This window comes from Gordonia sp. (in: high G+C Gram-positive bacteria) (assembly GCF_052106715.1).
Lineage (GTDB): Bacteria > Actinomycetota > Actinomycetes > Mycobacteriales > Mycobacteriaceae > Gordonia.
The window spans coordinates 1-17,619 of record NZ_JBQEDL010000019.1 but is presented as its reverse complement, the minus strand read 5'-3'; the positions used below and the strand labels follow the sequence as shown (position 1 = coordinate 17,619).

The window sequence follows — 17,619 nt, the reverse complement described above, 5'->3', positions numbered from 1 at the left end:
CGGATGAGAGACAGCATGCGAGTAGGCAGACTTCTGGGCAGGGTAGGAACAGTCGGCATTGTGGCGGTGACCGCGGCCGCCCTGTTCGCACCCACCGCAGCTGCCGCGCCCCGTCACAACGCGAAGGTCGGCGGCGGTGTCGCGCAAGCCTACGTCACCGACACCCGCCCCGGCACGTCCCTCACATTGGAGGCAGCCGACGGTTCCGCCGCCGGGCACGGCGTCAGCGACCGTCTCGGTTCGCTGATCGTCCGACACCTCGCGCCCGGCTCATACAGCTGGAAGGGTGCAGGCGTCACGTCGCGCCGAGTGACGGTGACCGACGCCGGGTCGCCGCCCCCGAACCCGTCGCTCTACGACCAGAAGCTGCACGAAGGACTCAACTACATCCGAATGCGGGACGGCGTCACCCTCGCGGCAACGGTGCGGCTACCGTACGGCAAGAAGCTGTCCGACGGCCCGTTCCCGACCGTCGTGGAGTACTCCGGCTATCAGAACGCCGCACCGAACGACCTGGTGGTCGGGGCGATCGGCGAGAAAGTCGGCGTCCCGGATCCGCAGGCGCCCGCGAGTTCGGTGATCGTCGGCTCGACACTGGCGCCGCAGATGCTCGGCTTCGCGACCGTCAGCCTTCAGATGCGCGGAAGTGGTTGCAGCGGAGGCGACTTCGGCCTGTTCGACAAGGTCATGGCATTCGACGGCTACGACACCATCGAGACAGTCGGGCGTCAGGGTTGGGTGAAGAACGGCAAGGTCGGGATGGTCGGCATCTCGTTCTCGGGCATCTCGCAGATGTACACCGCGGGCACCCGCCCACCGCACCTCGCCGCGATCGCACCGATGAGCACCACCGACGACCTCTACTCAGTCGGGCGCCCTGGCGGCATCTTCAACAAGGGCTTCGCCAAGTCGTGGCTGCAGGAGCGCGTCGACGAGGCGAAACCGGGACCGGCAGGCGGGCAGCCGTGGGTCAAGGCCCGAATCGACGCGGGCGACAAGGTCTGCGCCGCGAACCAGAAACTCCGCCTTCAGACGCAGGATCCGTTCGCCCTGATCGATCAGAATCCGTTGGAGTCGGCGCCGGTCTATCAGGAACGGTCACTGCCTGACTGGGCGTCGAAGATCGACGTGCCCGTATTCCTCGTCGGCGCGGCACAGGACGAACAGACCGGCCCCAATTGGGTCGACGTTCTGGCCAAGCTGAAGCACAACCCGAAGGTATGGGCCAACATCGTCAACGGGCGCCACTTCGACTCGCTCGGCCCGCAGATCCTCTCGCGGTGGGCGGAGTTCTTGCAGATCTTCGTCGCCGACGAGGTGCCGACCACGCCGCCGACGATGGCGCCGCTCGGCCTCGCCGTCTATCCGGCTGCCACGAATGCGCCGGGTCAACCTATCCCGCCCGTCCGCTTCTCGAATTCGGTGAATGTGAAGACCGCGAAAGCACGGTTCACAGCCGGAACCCCGCGGGTATGGGCGCTGTTCGGAAATGGAGCAGGAAAGGCCGGCCCCGGCGGTCTCTCATCGCCGTGGCAGAAGTCGTTCCGGTCCTGGCCCGGCGACGCCGGAGCCGAGCGGTTGTACCTGGCGCGCAACGGAAAGCTCCGCACGTCGGCGGGCGACGGCGAGGTCGCCTTCCGACCGGATCCGGTGAACCGTCCGCTGAACACGCTCCCCGCCGCCGACAGCGACACCGCGGCGGCCTGGGGCACCGCGCCCGACTACCGATGGAAGCAGGCACCCGGCCGCAGCGGGCTCGGATTCATCAGTTCCCCGCTGGCGACCGACCAGCTGATGCTCGGTGACGGATCGGTGACGCTCGGCGTCAAGAGCACCGCACCGTCGACCGACGTGCAGGTGACGCTCACCGAGGTCTCGGCGACCGGGCACGAGACGGCGATCGGTACCGGCGTCCTGCGATCGGGCTACCGCGGTGACGGCACGACACCGGACTACTCGACCTCGCGGGCAATGGGTGCGGGCTTCAACCAGATGACGATTCCCATCCATCCGGTGATGCACTCGTTCGCCAAGGGATCGCGCATCCGCGTCCTCGTCAGCGCACCGGGCGGCGACCTCGCGTCCTGGCAGTTCGAGACCCCGCGCACCGGCGGACGCGTCGTCGACACGATCAATCTGTCGAAGTCGTTCGTGTCGCTGCCCGTCGTCTCTCATTCCGGCATGCCGGTGCACCCGAAGTGCGGAAGCCTGCGCGGACAGCAGTGCCGCGTGTACCACCGCGCATTCAACGGCGGCTGATCGTCGCTGGTCGTCGCTGATCGTCGCTGATCGTCGCTGATCGTCGCTGATCGTCGCTGATCGAGCGAAGTCGAGATTCCCGTGCGCACGTTGCGGTCTCGACTCCGCTCGACCAACGGAGGGGCTCGACCAACGGAGGGGCTCGACCAACGGAGGGGCTCGACCAACGGAGGGGCTCGACCAGCGGAGGGGCTCGACCGGCAGAAGGGGCTCGACTGGCGGCGGGGGACGACCTACAGGCGGTTACCCGTCTCCGGGTGGAAGAGATGGACGGCGGCGCCCGACTGGCGCAGGCGGATGCCGTCCCCCAGACGAGCGGGCGAGCGCATGCCCGAGCGTGCCACCATCATCACCGGATCGCCGTCGAGGTTCTTGATCGAGTCGTCGGCGAGGTGCGTGTACACGTAGGTCTCGCTGCCGAGTTCCTCGAGGAGAGCGACGTCGGCGTTGATGCCTTCCCCCTCGCCAAGGGCAAGGTGCTCGGGGCGGATACCGACGATCACGGTGTCGAGGCCGGACGAGCGCAGCAGCGCGGCGCTCTCCTCTTCGATGGAGATCGGCGCACCCGCGATGGTGATCTCGCCGTCGCGCACCGGGGCGGTGAACAGATTCATGCCCGGCGAACCGATGAAGCCGGCGACGAATGCGTTGACCGGCCGGTCGTACAGTTCGGTTGGCGTCGAAAACTGCTGCAGCACACCGTTCTTGAGCACCGCCACGCGGTCGCCCATCGTCATGGCCTCCACCTGGTCGTGCGTCACGTACACGGTGGTCGTGCCCAGTCGGCGCTGCAACGCCGCGATCTGGGTACGAGTCTGGACGCGCAACTTGGCGTCGAGGTTCGACAACGGCTCGTCCATGCAGAACACCTGCGGCTCACGGACGATGGCGCGCCCCATCGCGACACGCTGCCGCTGACCGCCCGACAGCTTTGCAGGCTTGCGGTCGAGGAACTCGGTGAGGTCCAACAGTTTGGCCGCGTCAGCGACCTTTTCCTTGCGCTCGGCCAGCGGGACGCCGCGCATCTTCAACGCGAAGCCCATGTTCTCGCCGACCGTCTTGTTCGGATACAGCGCGTAGTTCTGGAAGACCATCGCGATGTCGCGTTCCTTGGGCGCGACGCCGACCATGTTCGTTCCGCCGATCCGGATCGCGCCGGAGTCGATCTCCTCCAGTCCCGCGAGCATGCGGAGCGCCGTCGACTTGCCGGAGCCGGACGGTCCGACGAGGACGACGAACTCGCCGTCCTCGACATCGAGGTCGAGGGAGTCGACGGCGAGCGTGTCCGCACCGGGGTAGACGCAGCAGGCCTTGTCGTAGGTGATGGAAGCCATGAGGGTTTCTCCTGACGAGTGTGTACGTGAGTGAAGACGGGTCTATTTGATGGCGCCGAACGACAGACCGCGCACGAGCTTGTTCTGTGCGACCCATCCGGCGAGGACGACGGGTAGAGCGGCGAGTACCGACGCGGCCGACAGCTGTGCCCAGTAGAGTCCCTGACCAGACATGAATCCGGTGAGGAACACCGGCATCGTCTGGCCGTCGACGGCCGTCATGTTGACGGCGAAGAAGAACTCGTTCCACGAGAAGATCACGCAGATCAGCGCCGTGGCCGCGATACCGGGCGAGATCAGCGGGAGGATCACCTCGCGGACCGACGTCCACAGGCTCGCGCCGTCGATGCTCGCCGCTTCGAGGAGCTCGCCGGGGACTTCGAGGAAGAACGACCGCATCATCCAGATGGCGATCGGGAGATTCATCGCCGTGTACAGGATGATGAGCGTCCACACGTTGTCGAGCATCCCGATCTGGCCGACGATCACGTACAGCGGGATAATCGCCGCGACGATCGGCAGCATCTTGGTAGACAGGAAGAAGAACAGCGCGTCCTTCGTCTTGCGGACCGGGCGTAGCGACAGCGCGAACGCCGCGGGCACGCCGAGCAACAGCACGAGCACCGTCGACACGACAGTCGCGAACACCGAGTTCAACAGCGGCGTGCCGATCCCCGCGTCGAACACGTTCTTGAACTGATCGAGGGTCGGGCTGAAGATGAACGTCGGCGGACTGGTCGCCGCGTCGGACTCCTTCTTGAACGCCTGCAGCACCATCCACAGCACCGGGAAGAAGAACCCGATCGCCAGGATCCAGGTGATCGTGGTGAGCAGGATCCCCTTGGGGTCGCGCTTACGACGCAGTGTGGTGACGTCGGGACTGGTCGCGGTAGCCATCACGCGGCCTCCTCTGTTCCGGAGAATGACTTGAATATCAAGCGGAGCGCGAACGTCGCGATGACGATCGTTCCGATCACGGTGACCACACCCATCGCCGCGGCCTGACCGATGTCGAAGCCGAGGAAGGCGCGCTGATAGATGTAGAACGGCAGGTTGGCGCTGGAGACGCCCGGCCCGCCCGAGGTCATCATGTACACGGCGTCGAACGTGTTGACCAGGTAGATCGCGCCGAGAACCGAGCCGAGTTCGATGAACCGACGCAGGTGCGGGAGAGTCAGCTCGCGAAACAACCGGAAGCTGGTGGCGCCGTCGACGCGGGCAGCTTCCTGGACGTCGCGCGGCATCGACTGCAGACCCGCGAGGATCAGCAGCATCATGAACGGCGTCCACTGCCACACGAGCTCGGCCATCACGCTCATCAGCGGAAAGTCCGACAGCCAGTCGACGTGGATGCCGAGCGGATTCAATGCCCAATTCACCAGACCGTTGGTCGGCGAAAGCAGGCTCGTCTTCCACAGCAGCGCCGCGGCGACCGGGGTCACCAGGAATGGGGTGATCAGCAGGGTGCGGACGATGCCGCGACCGATGAACTTGCGGTCGAGCAGCAGCGCGAACAGCAGCCCGAGGACCACCGAGATCAGCACGGTGCCGACGATCAGCAAGACCGTGTTGAGCGTGACCTGCCAGAACTGGCGGTCGCCGAAGACGTCCACGTAGTTCGAGAGCCCGACGAAGTGCCGAGATCCCGGGCGGACGAGGTTCCACGACTGCGTCGAGTAGTAGAGCGTGAAGACGAATGGGATCTGCGTGACGACGAGCAGGAAGATCAGTGCGGGCAGCAGCGGGCCGCGCCGACGCCACCCCTCGGCTCGCGAGATCTGTTCCTTCTTCGACGTGATCGACGGCTTCCCGGTCGACATCGTGCCGCCCGTCGGGGTGGATACGACAGTGCTCACTGCGACTCCTCCTGATAGGACTTACCGACGACCTCGGCGTACTTCTGCGATTGAGCGAGCGCTTCGTCGACGGTGATCTGACCGGCGATCGCCGCCGAGATCTGCTGGCTCACTCGAGTACCGAGGTCCTGGAACTCGGGGATGGAGAGGAATTGGATTCCCTCGTACGGAACGGGCTCCAGCGTCGGGCGGGTCTGGTCGGCGGCGTTCATCGCCGACAGCATCTGCGCCGAGTAGGGCGCCGAGGCTTCCTTGACCGCCGGAATCTCGTAGGTGGAGAGTCGGCTGCCCGGTGGCACGCTCTCGGGCCCCTTCTTGTCGACGACGTATTTCATGTAGTCCTTGCTGGTCATCCATTCGATGAACTTCCAGGCGTCGTCGTGCTTGTCGCTGCTGGTGGGAATCCCCAGCGACCAGGTGTACAGCCAGCCGTTGCCGCCCTTGGCCATAGACGGTGCGGGCAGGTAGCCGACGTCGCCTGCGATGGACGACTCGTCCTTGTTCTCCAGCACGGAGACGGCCGAGGTCGCGTCGTACCACATCGCTGTCTGCCCCTGAGCGAGCAAGTTGCTGCATTCCTGGAAGCCAGACGACGCTGCACCTGCCTCGCCGTATTTCCGCACGGTGTCGACGTAGAACTGCACCGCGTCACGCACTTGAGGACTGTCGAACTGAGCGTTCCAGTCCTCGTCGTACCAGCGGCCGCCGTACGCGTTGATGACCGTGCTCAGCGGTGCGATGACCTCGCCCCAGCCGGGTTTGCCGCGCAGACAGATGCCAGCGACCTTGTCGGTGTCGAGTTTCGCCGCGGCCTCCGCGACCTGCGGCCACGTCGGGTCCGTGGGCAACGTCACGCCTTTGTCGGCGAGCATCTTCTTGTTGTACATGAGGAACGACGACTCGCCGTAGAACGGCGCCGCGTACATATTCCCGTCGTACGAGAGTGCCGTCTTGAGCGTCGGGATGAAGTCGTCGGCGTCGTACCCCGGTGAGTCGTTCATGTACGGGGTGAGGTCGACGAGCCAGCCGTACTCGCCCCACATCGGCGTCTCGTAGTTGCTGATCATGACGACGTCGAACTCACCGCCGCCGGTCGCGACCGACGCGGTGATCTTGGCGCGCGCCTCGTTCTCCGACAGCGTCACGAACTTGACGTCGATGCCCGTCTCTTCGGTGAACTGACTCGAGAGTTCGACGGCATCCTGCATCTGGGAGTTCGACACCATCGCGACGGTGATCTGGCGGTCGGAGTCGCCGAACAAGGCGCCCGCGCCAGAACACCCGGTCGCGACCATCGCAACGGCGACTGCAGATGCACCCGCCGCGAGCGCTCGTCGGCGCCCGGCGGTACGCCACCGGTACGCCAAACCTCTTCCTGGGAACCTCACTGTTCGCCTTTCTCTTGCGACACGAGCTCTTGTGACACGAGCCATCGCGCGGTCGCCGAATCGGTGACGACGATGGTTGCGTACCCGCCGCGCAGAGCGCCGAGAACGGCATCCTGCCTGTGGGGTCCGCCGGAGATGAGGATTGATGTCGGGCAGTCCCGCAATGCCTCGAGCGAGACAGACACGGTCCGTTCCACCAGGCTGGACTGCACGGCGACGCCGTGGATGTCGTAGAAGCGGCCGCCGATCTCACCGACCGCGCCCAACGAGAGGAGTTCGTCGAGGACGACGGAGTCGATGAACGCACCCTCGAAGAGCGTCGTCGACGTGGACGCCGAGCCGACGCCGTAGAGGACGATCTGCGCTTCGCGCGCTGCGTCGAGCGACTGGGAGATCAGCGAGTCGCGTTGCAGCGCTTCGACTGTCCCGGCATCCACGTACAGCGGGGCGATCAAACGGACGGGTTGCGCACCGAGGCATTCGGCGAATCGCATGAGGGTGTGGTCGAGCCCGGTCGCGTAGTCGACGGAGGTCATTGAACCGTCCATCTGCACGACGCGCGAGCACGACGCCGACCCGCGCATCGCGTCTGCCACTGCGATCTGCTCGGGCCCCCACGTGAAACCGAAGGTGTCGTCCGGTTGGATCCGCCGCATCAGGATCGAGGCGCCTGCGCGGCCGAGTGCCGCGGTCCCGGTGCCGGTGCCGTCCGCGACCTCGTCCATGACGAGGACTTCGTCGAGCCCGAACGTCTGCTCCATCTCGCGCTCGAGGTCGGTGTGGATAGAGGACCCGAGGTGCGGCGGCGCGGAGACGGTCACCTGGACCAGCCCCTGAGCACGAGCGCGGGCGATAAGCCTGCCCGCCGTCGGCCTGGAGACGCCAAGTCGGCGTGCGATGTCGGCCTGGGTCAGCCCGTCGAGGTGGTACATCGCGGCGGCACGGACGAGGAGCCGCAGGTCGTGCCCGGAGTCCGAGCCTGCTCGCGGCGACGTCGAACGGTGCGAGGGCCCGGATGGATCCTTCGCCGGTTCGTCAGCCGTTCGCTCTGCCGTCATCGGTACATTGCTCTCGTATCGCGGTGAACATATGCTCACTGATTGTGAATGTGCTCAGTAGGGTAGCATTCGACTGTGACGTACGCAACAGCATCATGTCCGGTATGCGCCCGGCCATGGCGGTCCGGAGAGGGGCTTCGATGAGCATTCCGTTGAGTTCGGCGAACCTGCAGCAGATCAGTGGAGCCACCGTCGGCGACTACGACCGCACGACGATCAGCGTAGGCATCGTCCACTTCGGGGTCGGCGGATTTCACCGAGCACACCAGGCGATGTACCTCGACCGACTCCTCGCCGTAGATCCAGAGGCATCGACCTGGGGAATCTGCGGCGTCGGCGTCCGCGAGGCCGACGCCGCGATGCGCGACGCCCTACTCGGACAGGACTGCCTGTACTCACTGACACTCAAGCATCCCGACGGAGCGGTCGAGACGTCGGTGATCGGCTCGATCGTGGACTACCTGTACGCCCCGGACGATCCGGAGGCCGTCGTGGAACGGCTCGCCGACCCGGCCACGCGAATCGTCTCCCTGACGGTCACCGAAGGCGGCTACAACTTCTCGCCCTCGACCGGCGAGTTCGACGCAGCCAATCCCGACGTGGTCGCCGACCTATCAGGCACGAAGCCGCTGGTGACCGTGTTCGGACTCGTAACCGAGGCGCTGGCCCGTCGGCGTGACCGCGGCGTTCCGGCGTTCACGGTGATGTCGTGCGACAACATCCAGGGCAACGGTCACATGGCGCAGTCGACGTTCCTGACCTTCGCGAAACTGCGCGACCCCGAACTCGCCGCGTGGATCGCCGACAACGCGCGGTTCCCGAACTCGATGGTCGACCGGATCACCCCGGCCACACCACCGGAACTCGCATCGGAAGTCGCTACACGTACGGGCGTCTCCGACAACTGGCCGGTCGTCGCCGAGCCGTTCACCCAGTGGGTCCTCGAGGACGACTTCTCGATGGGTCGGCCCGCATTCGCGAAGGTCGGCGTGCAGGTGGTCGACGACGTGACGCCGTACGAGCACATGAAACTGCGGCTGTTGAACTCCGGCCATCAGGCGCTCGGCTACTTCGGATATCTGCTCGGGTACCGGTACGTCCACGACGCGGCGAGCGACCCGGACATCGTCACGTTGCTGCGCCGCTACATGACCGAGGAGGGGAAGCCGACACTCGCCGTCCTGCCCGGGGTGGACGTCGACGAGTACATCGACACTCTGTTGGAGCGCTTCGCGAATCCGGCGATCGCCGATACCGTCGCGCGACTGTGCCAGGACTCGTCCGACCGTATCCCGAAATGGCTGGTCCCGGTGATCCGTGACCGCATCGCCTCCGGCGACGGCGTTCCGTTGGCCGCCGCCGTCGTCGCGAGTTGGACCCGGTACGCCGAGGGCATCGACGAGCAGGGGGAACCGATCGAGGTCGTCGACGGGCTGGCCGCACGACTGGTTCCGTTGGCGCAGAAGTCGCAGACCGAGCCGCTGGCGTTCGCGCGGGACGAGGACTTGTTCGGCGACCTCGCCGACCACGAGCTGTTCACTGGGCCCTACCTGCGAGCCCTCGACCTCCTGCGCACCGTCGGCGCCCGAAAGACACTGGAGGCCGTCCTCGCATGACACTCGTCGCGGGCGTCGACTCGTCGACCCAATCGTGCAAGGTGCTGATCTGCGATGCCGAGACCGGCGCGATCGTCCGATCGGCGACCACAGCACACCCCGACGGCACATCGGTGTCGCCCGAGCACTGGTTGAGCGCACTGCATTCCGCGATCGACGAGGCTGGCGGGCTCGGCGACGTCGCCGCACTGTCCATCGGCGGCCAACAGCACGGCATGGTGTGTCTCGACGCCGACGGCGAGGTGGTGCGCGACGCGATCCTCTGGAACGACACCCGCTCGGCGGGCAGCGCAGCCGATCTCGTCGACGAACTCGGCGGGCCCGACGAATGGGCGAAGGCCGTCGGCGTGGTCCCGATCGCCTCGATCACCGCGACCAAGCTGCGGTGGCTAGCCGACAACGAGCGGGCGAACGCCGACCGAACCGCCACCGTGTGCCTTCCCCACGACTGGCTGACCTGGAAGCTGCTCGGTGGTGCCGACCTCGCCGAGTTGACGACCGATCGGAGCGACGCCTCGGGAACAGGATATTTCAGCGCGGCGACCGGGGAATACCGAGAAGATCTGTTGGACTTGGCTTTCCGAGGGCGGCGGCCATTAGTCCCTCGAATCGTCGGACCGGGTGAGCGCGCCGGAGTCATACCGACCGGCGTCGTGCTCGGCGCGGGCGCGGGCGACAACGCGGCTGCCGCGCTCGGTCTGCACGCTCAGACGGGCGACGCCGTCGTCTCCCTCGGCACGTCTGGTGTCGTCAGCGCGGTAACCGACGTTCCGCCATGCGACGCGTCAGGCTTGGTGGCCGGTTTCGCCGACGCGACCGGCCGCCACCTCCCGTTGGTGTGCACCCTCAACGGCGCGCCCGTGCTGGCGTCGACCGCGGCGATGCTCGGCGTCGACTTCGACGAGTTCGCTCGACTCGCGTTGTCGGCGCCTGCCGGCGCCGACGGTCTCACCCTGATCCCCTACTTCGCGGGCGAGCGTTCCCCGAACCTGCCCGATGCGACCGGATCGATCGCCGGGGTCACCACATCGAACTTCACTCCCGCCAACATCGCCCGCGCCGCCGTCGAAGGCCTCCTCTGCTCCCTGGTGTACTGCCGCGAGCGCATCGAGTCCCAGGGCATCGACGTACAGCGCGTCACGCTGACCGGCGGGGGTTCCAAATCGACTGCCGTACAACAGATCGCGGCATCGTTGTTCGGCGGCGCGATCGCCATGCCGGTCGACGGCGAATACGTCGCTCTCGGCGCCGCGCGTCAAGCCGTTTGGGCCCTAACCGGCGAGTTGCCCGAGTGGACGATCTCCTCGCACACGGTGTCGGCCGAGCCGACGCCGGACGTGTATGAGCAGTACCGGGCCGTCGCCGACGCGGTCGCGCGCTCGTAGAGCGGAGTCCCACGCTGGTCGAGCGCAGTCCCACGCTGGTCGAGCGGAGTCGAGACCGAGACGCTGGTCGAGCGCAGTCGAGACCGAGACGCTGGTCGAGCGCAGTCGAGACCGCTGTAGTTCACTGCCACATAGCGGCAGCAATCTACAGCGTTGTTCTGAATCGAGCCTCCCGGCGAGACCTCACACCCGGTTTCGCGCCACCATCTGCGCGGCAATGACGTTTCGCTGGATCTCGTTGGTCCCCTCGCCCACGATCATCAACGGCGCGTCACGGAAATAGCGTTCGACGTCGTACTCCTTGGAGTAGCCGTAGCCGCCGTGGACTCGGACGGCGTCCAGCGCGATCTGCATCGCGGTCTCCGACGCGAAGAGCTTCGCCATGCCCGCCTCCATGTCGGCGCGCTCACCACGATCGAGCTTCTCGGCGGCGTCGATCGTCAACAGGCGCGCAGCCTGCTGCTTGGTTCCCATATCGGCGAGAAGATTCCCGATGCTCTGGTGCTTCCAGATCGGCTTGCCGAACGATTCACGCTCCTGCGCGTACTTGACGGCGGCGTCCAACGCGGCCTGCCCGACGCCCAACGCTCGCGACGCCACCTGGATACGCCCCATCTCCAGACCGCGCATCATGTGCGCCCACCCCTTGTTCGGCTCGCCCCCGAGTACCGCGTCCGCCGGGACCGACATGCCGTCGAACACCAACTCGCACGCCTCCACGCCTCGATACCCGAGCTTCGGCAGCTTGCGCGAAATCGTCGGCCCGTCGCCGGGTTCAACGAGAATCACGCTCATCCCGCCGTGCGCGGGCGCCGCTGCACGATCAGTGATGCACAACAATCCGATCAGACCCGAGTGCTGCGCGTTCGAGATCCAGGTCTTCGATCCCGTGATCGAGAAGCCGCCGTCGACCGGATCGGCGAAGGTCCGCATGTTCTGCAAGTCGCTGCCGCCGCCCGGTTCGGTGAGCGCCATCGTCGCCCGAATCGAGCCGTCGGCCATGCGCGGCAGATACTTCCGCTTCTGTCCGTCGGTGCCGAACGTCTTGACCAGGAAGGTGATGACCGAATGGCCGCCGATCGCACCCGCCAGACTCATCCATCCGCGAGCGAGTTCCTCGGTGACCTGCGCGAAACACGCCGTGCTCACATCGACTCCACCGAACTCCGCAGGAGCCAGCAACCCGAAGAACCCGAGCGCTTTCATCTCTTCGATGAACCCCTCCGGATACACATCCGGCTCGTCGAACTCGCGAACGTTGCCGCGCACCCTCTTGTCCGTGAAGTCCGCGACCAGAGCGACCATGTCCTGTTCGTCTGCAGTCAAAGCCATCGATGAGTCCTCTCGCCGGGTCCACAAGTCATCGTAGGCGGGCACTCCACGGTTCCAGCAGCGGCGAACGACGCACAGCCTCCGCACCGATCGGCGGGCACGCCCGATTCACCCCGCCGCGGGTACGACGAGTAGAACGGAATGCGTGATGTCTACCCTGAACCCCTGCGCCTGCGAGCTCGGGGTGGAGACTTCATGACCACGGGGCAGCCGCTGAGCAGCAAGTCCCTCGTCCCCAGCCTCATCTACGCCGCCCTGACGACGTCGATCGTCAGTTCGCTCGGCATGCTGCTTGTGCCGTCGATCGCCTCCGAACTCGATGTCTCAGTGAGCGCCGCGCAGTGGATGCTCACAGTGAACCTCCTGGTAGGAGCCGTCGCCACCCCGATCATGGGCAGGCTGTCCGACGGACCGAACACCAAGCGTCTCCTGGTGATCTCGCTAGTCGTCATCCTCGTCGGGTCGATCGTCGCAGGGCTTGCCCCGACGTTCGGCGTCTTCCTCGTCGGCCGCGCGCTCCAAGGCCTGACCTACGGAATCGTGCCGGTCACCATCGTGTTGGCCCGCCGACATCTCGGAGGCGCAGGCCGCGCCGACCCCGCCATCTCGACGTTGTCGGTGACGGTCGCGACCGGGTTGGGCCTGGGCTATCCACTGACCGGCATCCTCGCGAGCATGCTCGACTACCGGGTTGCCTTCTGGTTCGCCGCGCTCTTCGTCCTGAGCGCGATCGTCGTCGTCTGGAAATGGGTGCCGACCGACGGTGAGGAGGGCACGTCCCGGCCGTTCGACACTCCCGGCGCAGCTCTACTATCTGCCGGACTCGCCAGCGTGCTTATCGCCGTCAGTCAGGGATCGCATTGGGGGTGGCTGTCGATTCCGACGATCGCCGCGATCGTCATCGGCGTGGCCTGCCTCGTCGTCTGGGCGCTCGTCGAACTGCGGTCGAGAGATCCGCTGATCAACCTGTACGTCGTCAAGACGCGGGACGTCCTCCTGGCGAACCTGACGGCGATCAGTCTCGGTGCCTCGATGTACATGAGCCTGTCGACCATCAGCATCATCGCGCAGGCTCCCGTGGCGACCGGCTACGGACTCGAGCTCCCGTTGTTCTGGGCCGGTTTCGTGATGCTGCCGTTGTCGGTCGGCAGCCTCGCCGGGAACCGCGTCGTCCGACGTCTCGGACCCGGCTCCATGACGACGATGCTGCCGGCCGGTTCGTCGTTGATGGCCGCATCGGCCCTCATGATCTGGCTGACCAACGATCACCTGTGGGAGATCCTGGTCGGCATGACGCTGTTCGGCCTCGGCATGGGTTCGGCGTACGCCGCCATGCCGACGCTCATCGCGCGCAACGTCGCCGTGTTCGAAGTCGGCAGTGCCGTCAGCTTCAACCAGGTCCTACGCACCGTCGGCGGCGCGGTGGGCAGCGCGATCGTCGGCTCGATCCTCGCCGCCAGTCCCGGGGAGCACGGCATCACCGTCTCGCTCGGCGTCGCTGCGGTGACGACGACAGCAGTTTGCGTCGCACTGGTGGTCAATCAGTTGCGAGTGGGCCGGAAGACGGCGCACGGCGCCTGAATTGAGTAGCCCCGGGCGAGAGCACGGGGCTACTTCGAGCGTCGACCGCTACTTCACATCCAGAGCCTTTGCCGTCACCGCTGCCATCTGCCGCTCGCCCAGCGAGTTCGGGTGGACCGGCACAAGCTGCGACGTGGTCAGCACCGGCTCGACCCATCGCACGCCGGGAGCCTTGCAGGCGTCGTGACCGACGGACGCCTTCGCCACGTCCGCGATTCTCACGCCGGTCTTCTTCGCGGCCCGCGCAATCGCGTCGTTGAGCTCAGCCTGGACACGGTGGGTGAACTTCCCGTCGCCCGCCGACACCGGCATCCCGTTGCACGGTGCGTTGCGATCGGGCGCTATCCATGGATAGTTGAGCGCGGCCACCCGCGCGTTCGGCGCTTTGGATCGCACCGCGTTCATTGCCCTGACGAGGTTCGGGTAGGTCGTCTCGCGAATCGTCTTGGATGCCGACTTCGCGTACTTCGCCTCACATGGCGCGCCGCGCATGCCAGCTCCGATGCCTGCGACCACGCAGTTCATCACCGTGCCCGCAAAGAGGTCCTCGTCGTTTCCGCCGATGGAGAACGTCACCAGGTCGACGTCGTCGTCGAGTGCGTCGAGTTGCGGCTTCACACCGGATTGCTGCGAACTGAAGAAATCGCCCGTCGTGGCCCCACCACAACTGACGTCGGTGAGATCGTATCCGTTCGACCGGGCCACGATCTTGGCGTAGTTAGCCGCCGACTGCATGCACCCGATACTCGCCTCGGGCGCGAGCGGCAGCACGCCGGACCCCGCCGAATAGCTGTCGCCGAGGCTGACGTACTTCAGTGGCGCAGGCGCCGCCTGCGCTGCGCCCGGAACGAATCCCACCGCCATCACCGCCGTGGCCGCCAGCGCTCCCACCGCTGTCACCGCACCCTTGAACCGCATTCTGCACTCCTACAAGTTGATCGATCGAACTGACTCACTGTTGGAGTGCACGGTAGTCGACTAGAACACGTTTCACTATCGAATAGCATGATCGATTGAGCGCGACCTCATCTGGTTCGCCCGACCACTGAGGGCCGCTCCCTCGTCCTAATCGTCGTCCTGGTCCTAGCACCGTCCTAGTCCTGGCGTCGTCCTAGTCCTAGTCGTCGTGGACTACGACGAGCAGATCGCCGGCCTCGACCTGTGCGACCCCGTCGATTGCCGTGCGAGTGACCGTTCCCGAATGCGGAGTGGTGATCGGCGCTTCCATCTTCATCGCCTCGATCGTGCCGATCTGCCCACCGGCCTCGATGTGGTCGCCCTCGTTCACCGACAGCGTGACGACGCCTGCGAACGGTGCCGGGATGTGCCCGGAGTTGTTCTTGTCGGCCTTCTCCGCCGTCGCAACGTCGGCCTTGATCGAGCGGTCCCGAGCGGGCACCGGTCGTAGGTGCCCGTTGAGGATGCACATCACGGTCCGCATGCCGTGGTCATCCGGCTCGGAGATCGCTTCCAGCCCAATGAGGAGGTTGACACCCTTGGACAGCTCGACCCGATGCTCCATGCCCGAGCGGAGTCCGTAGAGGAACTGCGTCGCAGAAAGACGCGAGGTGTCGCCGAACGATTCGACGTGCTCGAGGTACTCCTTGGTCGGCCCGGGGAACAGGAGCCGGTTCAGGGTCGAGCGACGCGTCTCGGAGTCGCCGGTCAACGCGGCCTCGTCCTCGGCCGACAGATCAGCCTGCGGTTCGGGCTCGCCCCGCCCCTCGAGCGCGCGGCTCCGGAACGGCTCAGGCCAGCCCCCGACGGGCGTTCCAAGCTCACCCTGCAGGAAGCCGATGACCGAGTCCGGGACGTCGTAGCGTCCTGGGTTCTCGGCAAACTCCTCGACGTCCACACCGGAGCCGACGAGAGCCAATGCAAGATCACCGACGACCTTCGACGAGGGCGTCACCTTCACCAGACGCCCCAGGATCCGATCGGCGGCGGCGTACTTCGCCTCGACCTCTTCGAACCGGTCGGCCAACCCGAGTGCGGTGGCCTGCGACCGCAGGTTCGACAGCTGACCGCCGGGGATCTCGTGCGTGTAGACGCGCCCGGTCGGAGCCGGAACACCGGACTCGAACGGCGCGTACACCTTGCGGAGCGTCTCCCAGTACGGTTCCAGTTCGCAGACTGCGTCCAGGCTCAGGCCGGTGTCGTACTCGCTGTGTGCGGCAGCGGCCACGATCGCCGACAGGGACGGCTGGCTCGTCGTCCCCGACATCGGAGAGCTCGCGCCGTCGACCGCGTCGGCACCGGCCTGCCATGCAGCGAGGTAGGTGGCCAACTGGCCGCCCGGTGTGTCGTGCGTGTGCACGTGGATCGGCAGGTCGAACTCCGACCGGAGTGCCGACACCAAGGTGGTCGCCGCAGGTGCACGCAGCAGCCCGGCCATGTCTTTGATCGCCAGTACGTGCGCGCCGGCGTTCACGATCCGCTCGGCCAATCGCAGGTAGTAGTCCAGCGTGTACAGATTCTCATTCGGGTCCGACAAGTCGCCGGTGTAGCTCATCGCGACCTCGGCGATCGTGGTGCCGGTCTCACGGACCGCGTCGATCGCGGGCCGCATCTGGTCGACGTTGTTCAGCGCATCGAAGATCCGGAAGATGTCGATCCCGGTGGACGCCGCTTCGGCGACGAATGCCCGGGTCACCGACTCCGGGTAAGGCGTGTATCCGACGGTGTTCCGCCCCCGCAGCAGCATCTGCAGGCAGATGTTCGGAACGGCCTCCCGCAGTTGCGCGAGCCGGTCCCACGGATCCTCCTTCAGGAATCGCAGTGCGACGTCGTACGTCGCACCGCCCCACGCCTCGATCGACAACAGTTCCGGGATCAACCGCGACACGTAGGGGGCCACGGCGGTCAGGCTCGACGTCCGCACTCGCGTCGCCAACAGCGACTGATGCGCGTCACGGAACGTCGTGTCGGTCACGGCCAACGCCTTCTGCTTGCGCAGGCTCGCCGCGAATCCCTCCGGACCGAGTTCCAGCAGGCGCTGGCGGGACCCGTCGCGCGGGGTCGTCGACAGATCGAGAGCGGGCAGCTTGTCTTTGAGGTCGACATGGACCGGACGCACACCGTTCGGATGGTTCACCGTCACATCAGCCAGGTACGACAGGATCTTCGACGCACGGTCGGCCGAGGAGTTCGACGTCAACAACTCGGGGTGCTCTTCGATGAACGACGTCGTCACCCGTCCGGCGCGGAAATCGGGGTCGTCGAGCAATGCCTGCAGGAACGGAATGTTGGTTGCGACGCCGCGGATGCGGAACTCGGTGACGGCGCGACGGGCGTGCGCAACAGCCGACTCGAAATCGCGACCACGGCAGGTGAGTTTGACCAACATCGAGTCGAAGTACGCGCCGACCTCGGCACCGAGCGCGGTGCCGCCATCGAGCCGCACACCACCGCCGCCCGGCGTCCGGTACCCGGTGATCCGACCGGTGTCGGGCTGGAAGCCGTTGGCGGGGTCCTCGGTGGTGATGCGGCACTGCAGCGCCGCGCCGCGGATCCTGATCATGTCCTGGGAGAGACCGAGCTCTTCGAGAGTCGCACCGGCCGCAACCCGCAACTGCGACTGGACGAGATCGACGTCGGTGATCTCTTCGGTGACCGTGTGCTCCACCTGGATGCGCGGGTTCATCTCGATGAACATGTGCTGGCCACGCTCGTCGACGAGGAACTCGACGGTGCCCGCACACGAGTAGTCGATCTGTTTGGCGAACGCGACGGCATCGGCGCAGATCTTCTCGCGCAACGTCGGATCTAGGTTCGGCGCGGGCGCCAGCTCGACCACCTTCTGGTGGCGTC

The 17,619-nt window shown here is 66.1% G+C and carries 12 protein-coding genes; 4 read left to right on the top strand and 8 right to left on the bottom strand.

Translation table 11 applies throughout. The features are described from left to right. The first annotated feature begins 60 nt into the window (after nucleotides 1-60). The gene (locus ACTIMF_RS11120) at nucleotides 61-2,259 is read left to right on the top strand and encodes a CocE/NonD family hydrolase (protein WP_442350350.1); all 2,199 of its coding nucleotides are present in this window, start codon (nucleotides 61-63) and stop codon (nucleotides 2,257-2,259) included. Between the two features lie 233 nt (nucleotides 2,260-2,492). On the opposite strand, the gene ACTIMF_RS11115 is transcribed toward ACTIMF_RS11120, so the two are convergent. From ACTIMF_RS11115 to ACTIMF_RS11095, 5 genes are all read right to left on the bottom strand, one after another. Continuing rightward, on the bottom strand, nucleotides 2,493-3,593 hold the full coding sequence (locus ACTIMF_RS11115; RefSeq protein ID WP_442350349.1) for an ABC transporter ATP-binding protein: 1,101 nt from the start codon (nucleotides 3,591-3,593) through the stop codon (nucleotides 2,493-2,495). Nucleotides 3,594-3,635: 42 nt separating this feature from the next. Further along, nucleotides 3,636-4,490: a carbohydrate ABC transporter permease gene (locus ACTIMF_RS11110; RefSeq protein WP_442350348.1), complete on the bottom strand. Its 855-nt coding sequence runs from the start codon at nucleotides 4,488-4,490 to the stop codon at nucleotides 3,636-3,638. Beyond that, on the bottom strand, nucleotides 4,490-5,413 hold the full coding sequence (locus ACTIMF_RS11105) for a carbohydrate ABC transporter permease (RefSeq protein WP_442350402.1): 924 nt from the start codon (nucleotides 5,411-5,413) through the stop codon (nucleotides 4,490-4,492). The genes ACTIMF_RS11110 and ACTIMF_RS11105 overlap by 1 nt, the downstream gene beginning before the upstream one ends. A 32-nt stretch (nucleotides 5,414-5,445) precedes the next feature. After that, the gene (locus ACTIMF_RS11100) at nucleotides 5,446-6,744 is read right to left on the bottom strand and encodes an ABC transporter substrate-binding protein (protein ID WP_442350401.1); all 1,299 of its coding nucleotides are present in this window, start codon (nucleotides 6,742-6,744) and stop codon (nucleotides 5,446-5,448) included. 89 nt (nucleotides 6,745-6,833) lie between these two features. Further along, nucleotides 6,834-7,895, bottom strand: a complete 1,062-nt coding sequence (locus ACTIMF_RS11095) for a sugar-binding transcriptional regulator (RefSeq protein WP_442350347.1) — start codon at nucleotides 7,893-7,895, stop codon at nucleotides 6,834-6,836. Nucleotides 7,896-8,035: 140 nt separating this feature from the next. Between ACTIMF_RS11095 and ACTIMF_RS11090 the strand changes: the two genes are divergently transcribed. Then, a complete protein-coding gene (locus tag ACTIMF_RS11090) occupies nucleotides 8,036-9,511 on the top strand; it encodes a mannitol dehydrogenase family protein (RefSeq protein WP_442350346.1) in 1,476 nt (491 codons plus the stop codon). Further along, nucleotides 9,508-10,896: a xylulokinase gene (xylB, locus tag ACTIMF_RS11085; RefSeq protein ID WP_442350345.1), complete on the top strand. Its 1,389-nt coding sequence runs from the start codon at nucleotides 9,508-9,510 to the stop codon at nucleotides 10,894-10,896. Before ACTIMF_RS11090 ends, xylB begins: the two co-directional genes overlap by 4 nt. A gap of 183 nt (nucleotides 10,897-11,079) precedes the next feature. On the opposite strand, the gene ACTIMF_RS11080 is transcribed toward xylB, so the two are convergent. Then, entirely contained in the window at nucleotides 11,080-12,228 is a 1,149-nt protein-coding gene (locus ACTIMF_RS11080) for an acyl-CoA dehydrogenase family protein (protein ID WP_442350344.1), read from the bottom strand. 195 nt (nucleotides 12,229-12,423) lie between these two features. On the opposite strand from ACTIMF_RS11080, the gene ACTIMF_RS11075 reads away from it, so the two are divergent. Next, nucleotides 12,424-13,809, top strand: coding sequence for an MFS transporter (locus ACTIMF_RS11075; protein WP_442350343.1), 1,386 nt, complete (start codon nucleotides 12,424-12,426; stop codon nucleotides 13,807-13,809). 48 nt (nucleotides 13,810-13,857) lie between these two features. Here ACTIMF_RS11075 and ACTIMF_RS11070 read toward each other — a convergent pair whose 3' ends face one another. Both ACTIMF_RS11070 and ACTIMF_RS11065 read right to left on the bottom strand, forming a co-directional pair. Continuing rightward, the gene (locus ACTIMF_RS11070; RefSeq protein WP_442350342.1) at nucleotides 13,858-14,727 is read right to left on the bottom strand and encodes an SGNH/GDSL hydrolase family protein; all 870 of its coding nucleotides are present in this window, start codon (nucleotides 14,725-14,727) and stop codon (nucleotides 13,858-13,860) included. A gap of 199 nt (nucleotides 14,728-14,926) precedes the next feature. Further along, on the bottom strand, nucleotides 14,927-17,619 hold a 2,693-nt coding region (locus ACTIMF_RS11065; protein ID WP_442350341.1), incomplete at its 5' end, for a pyruvate carboxylase.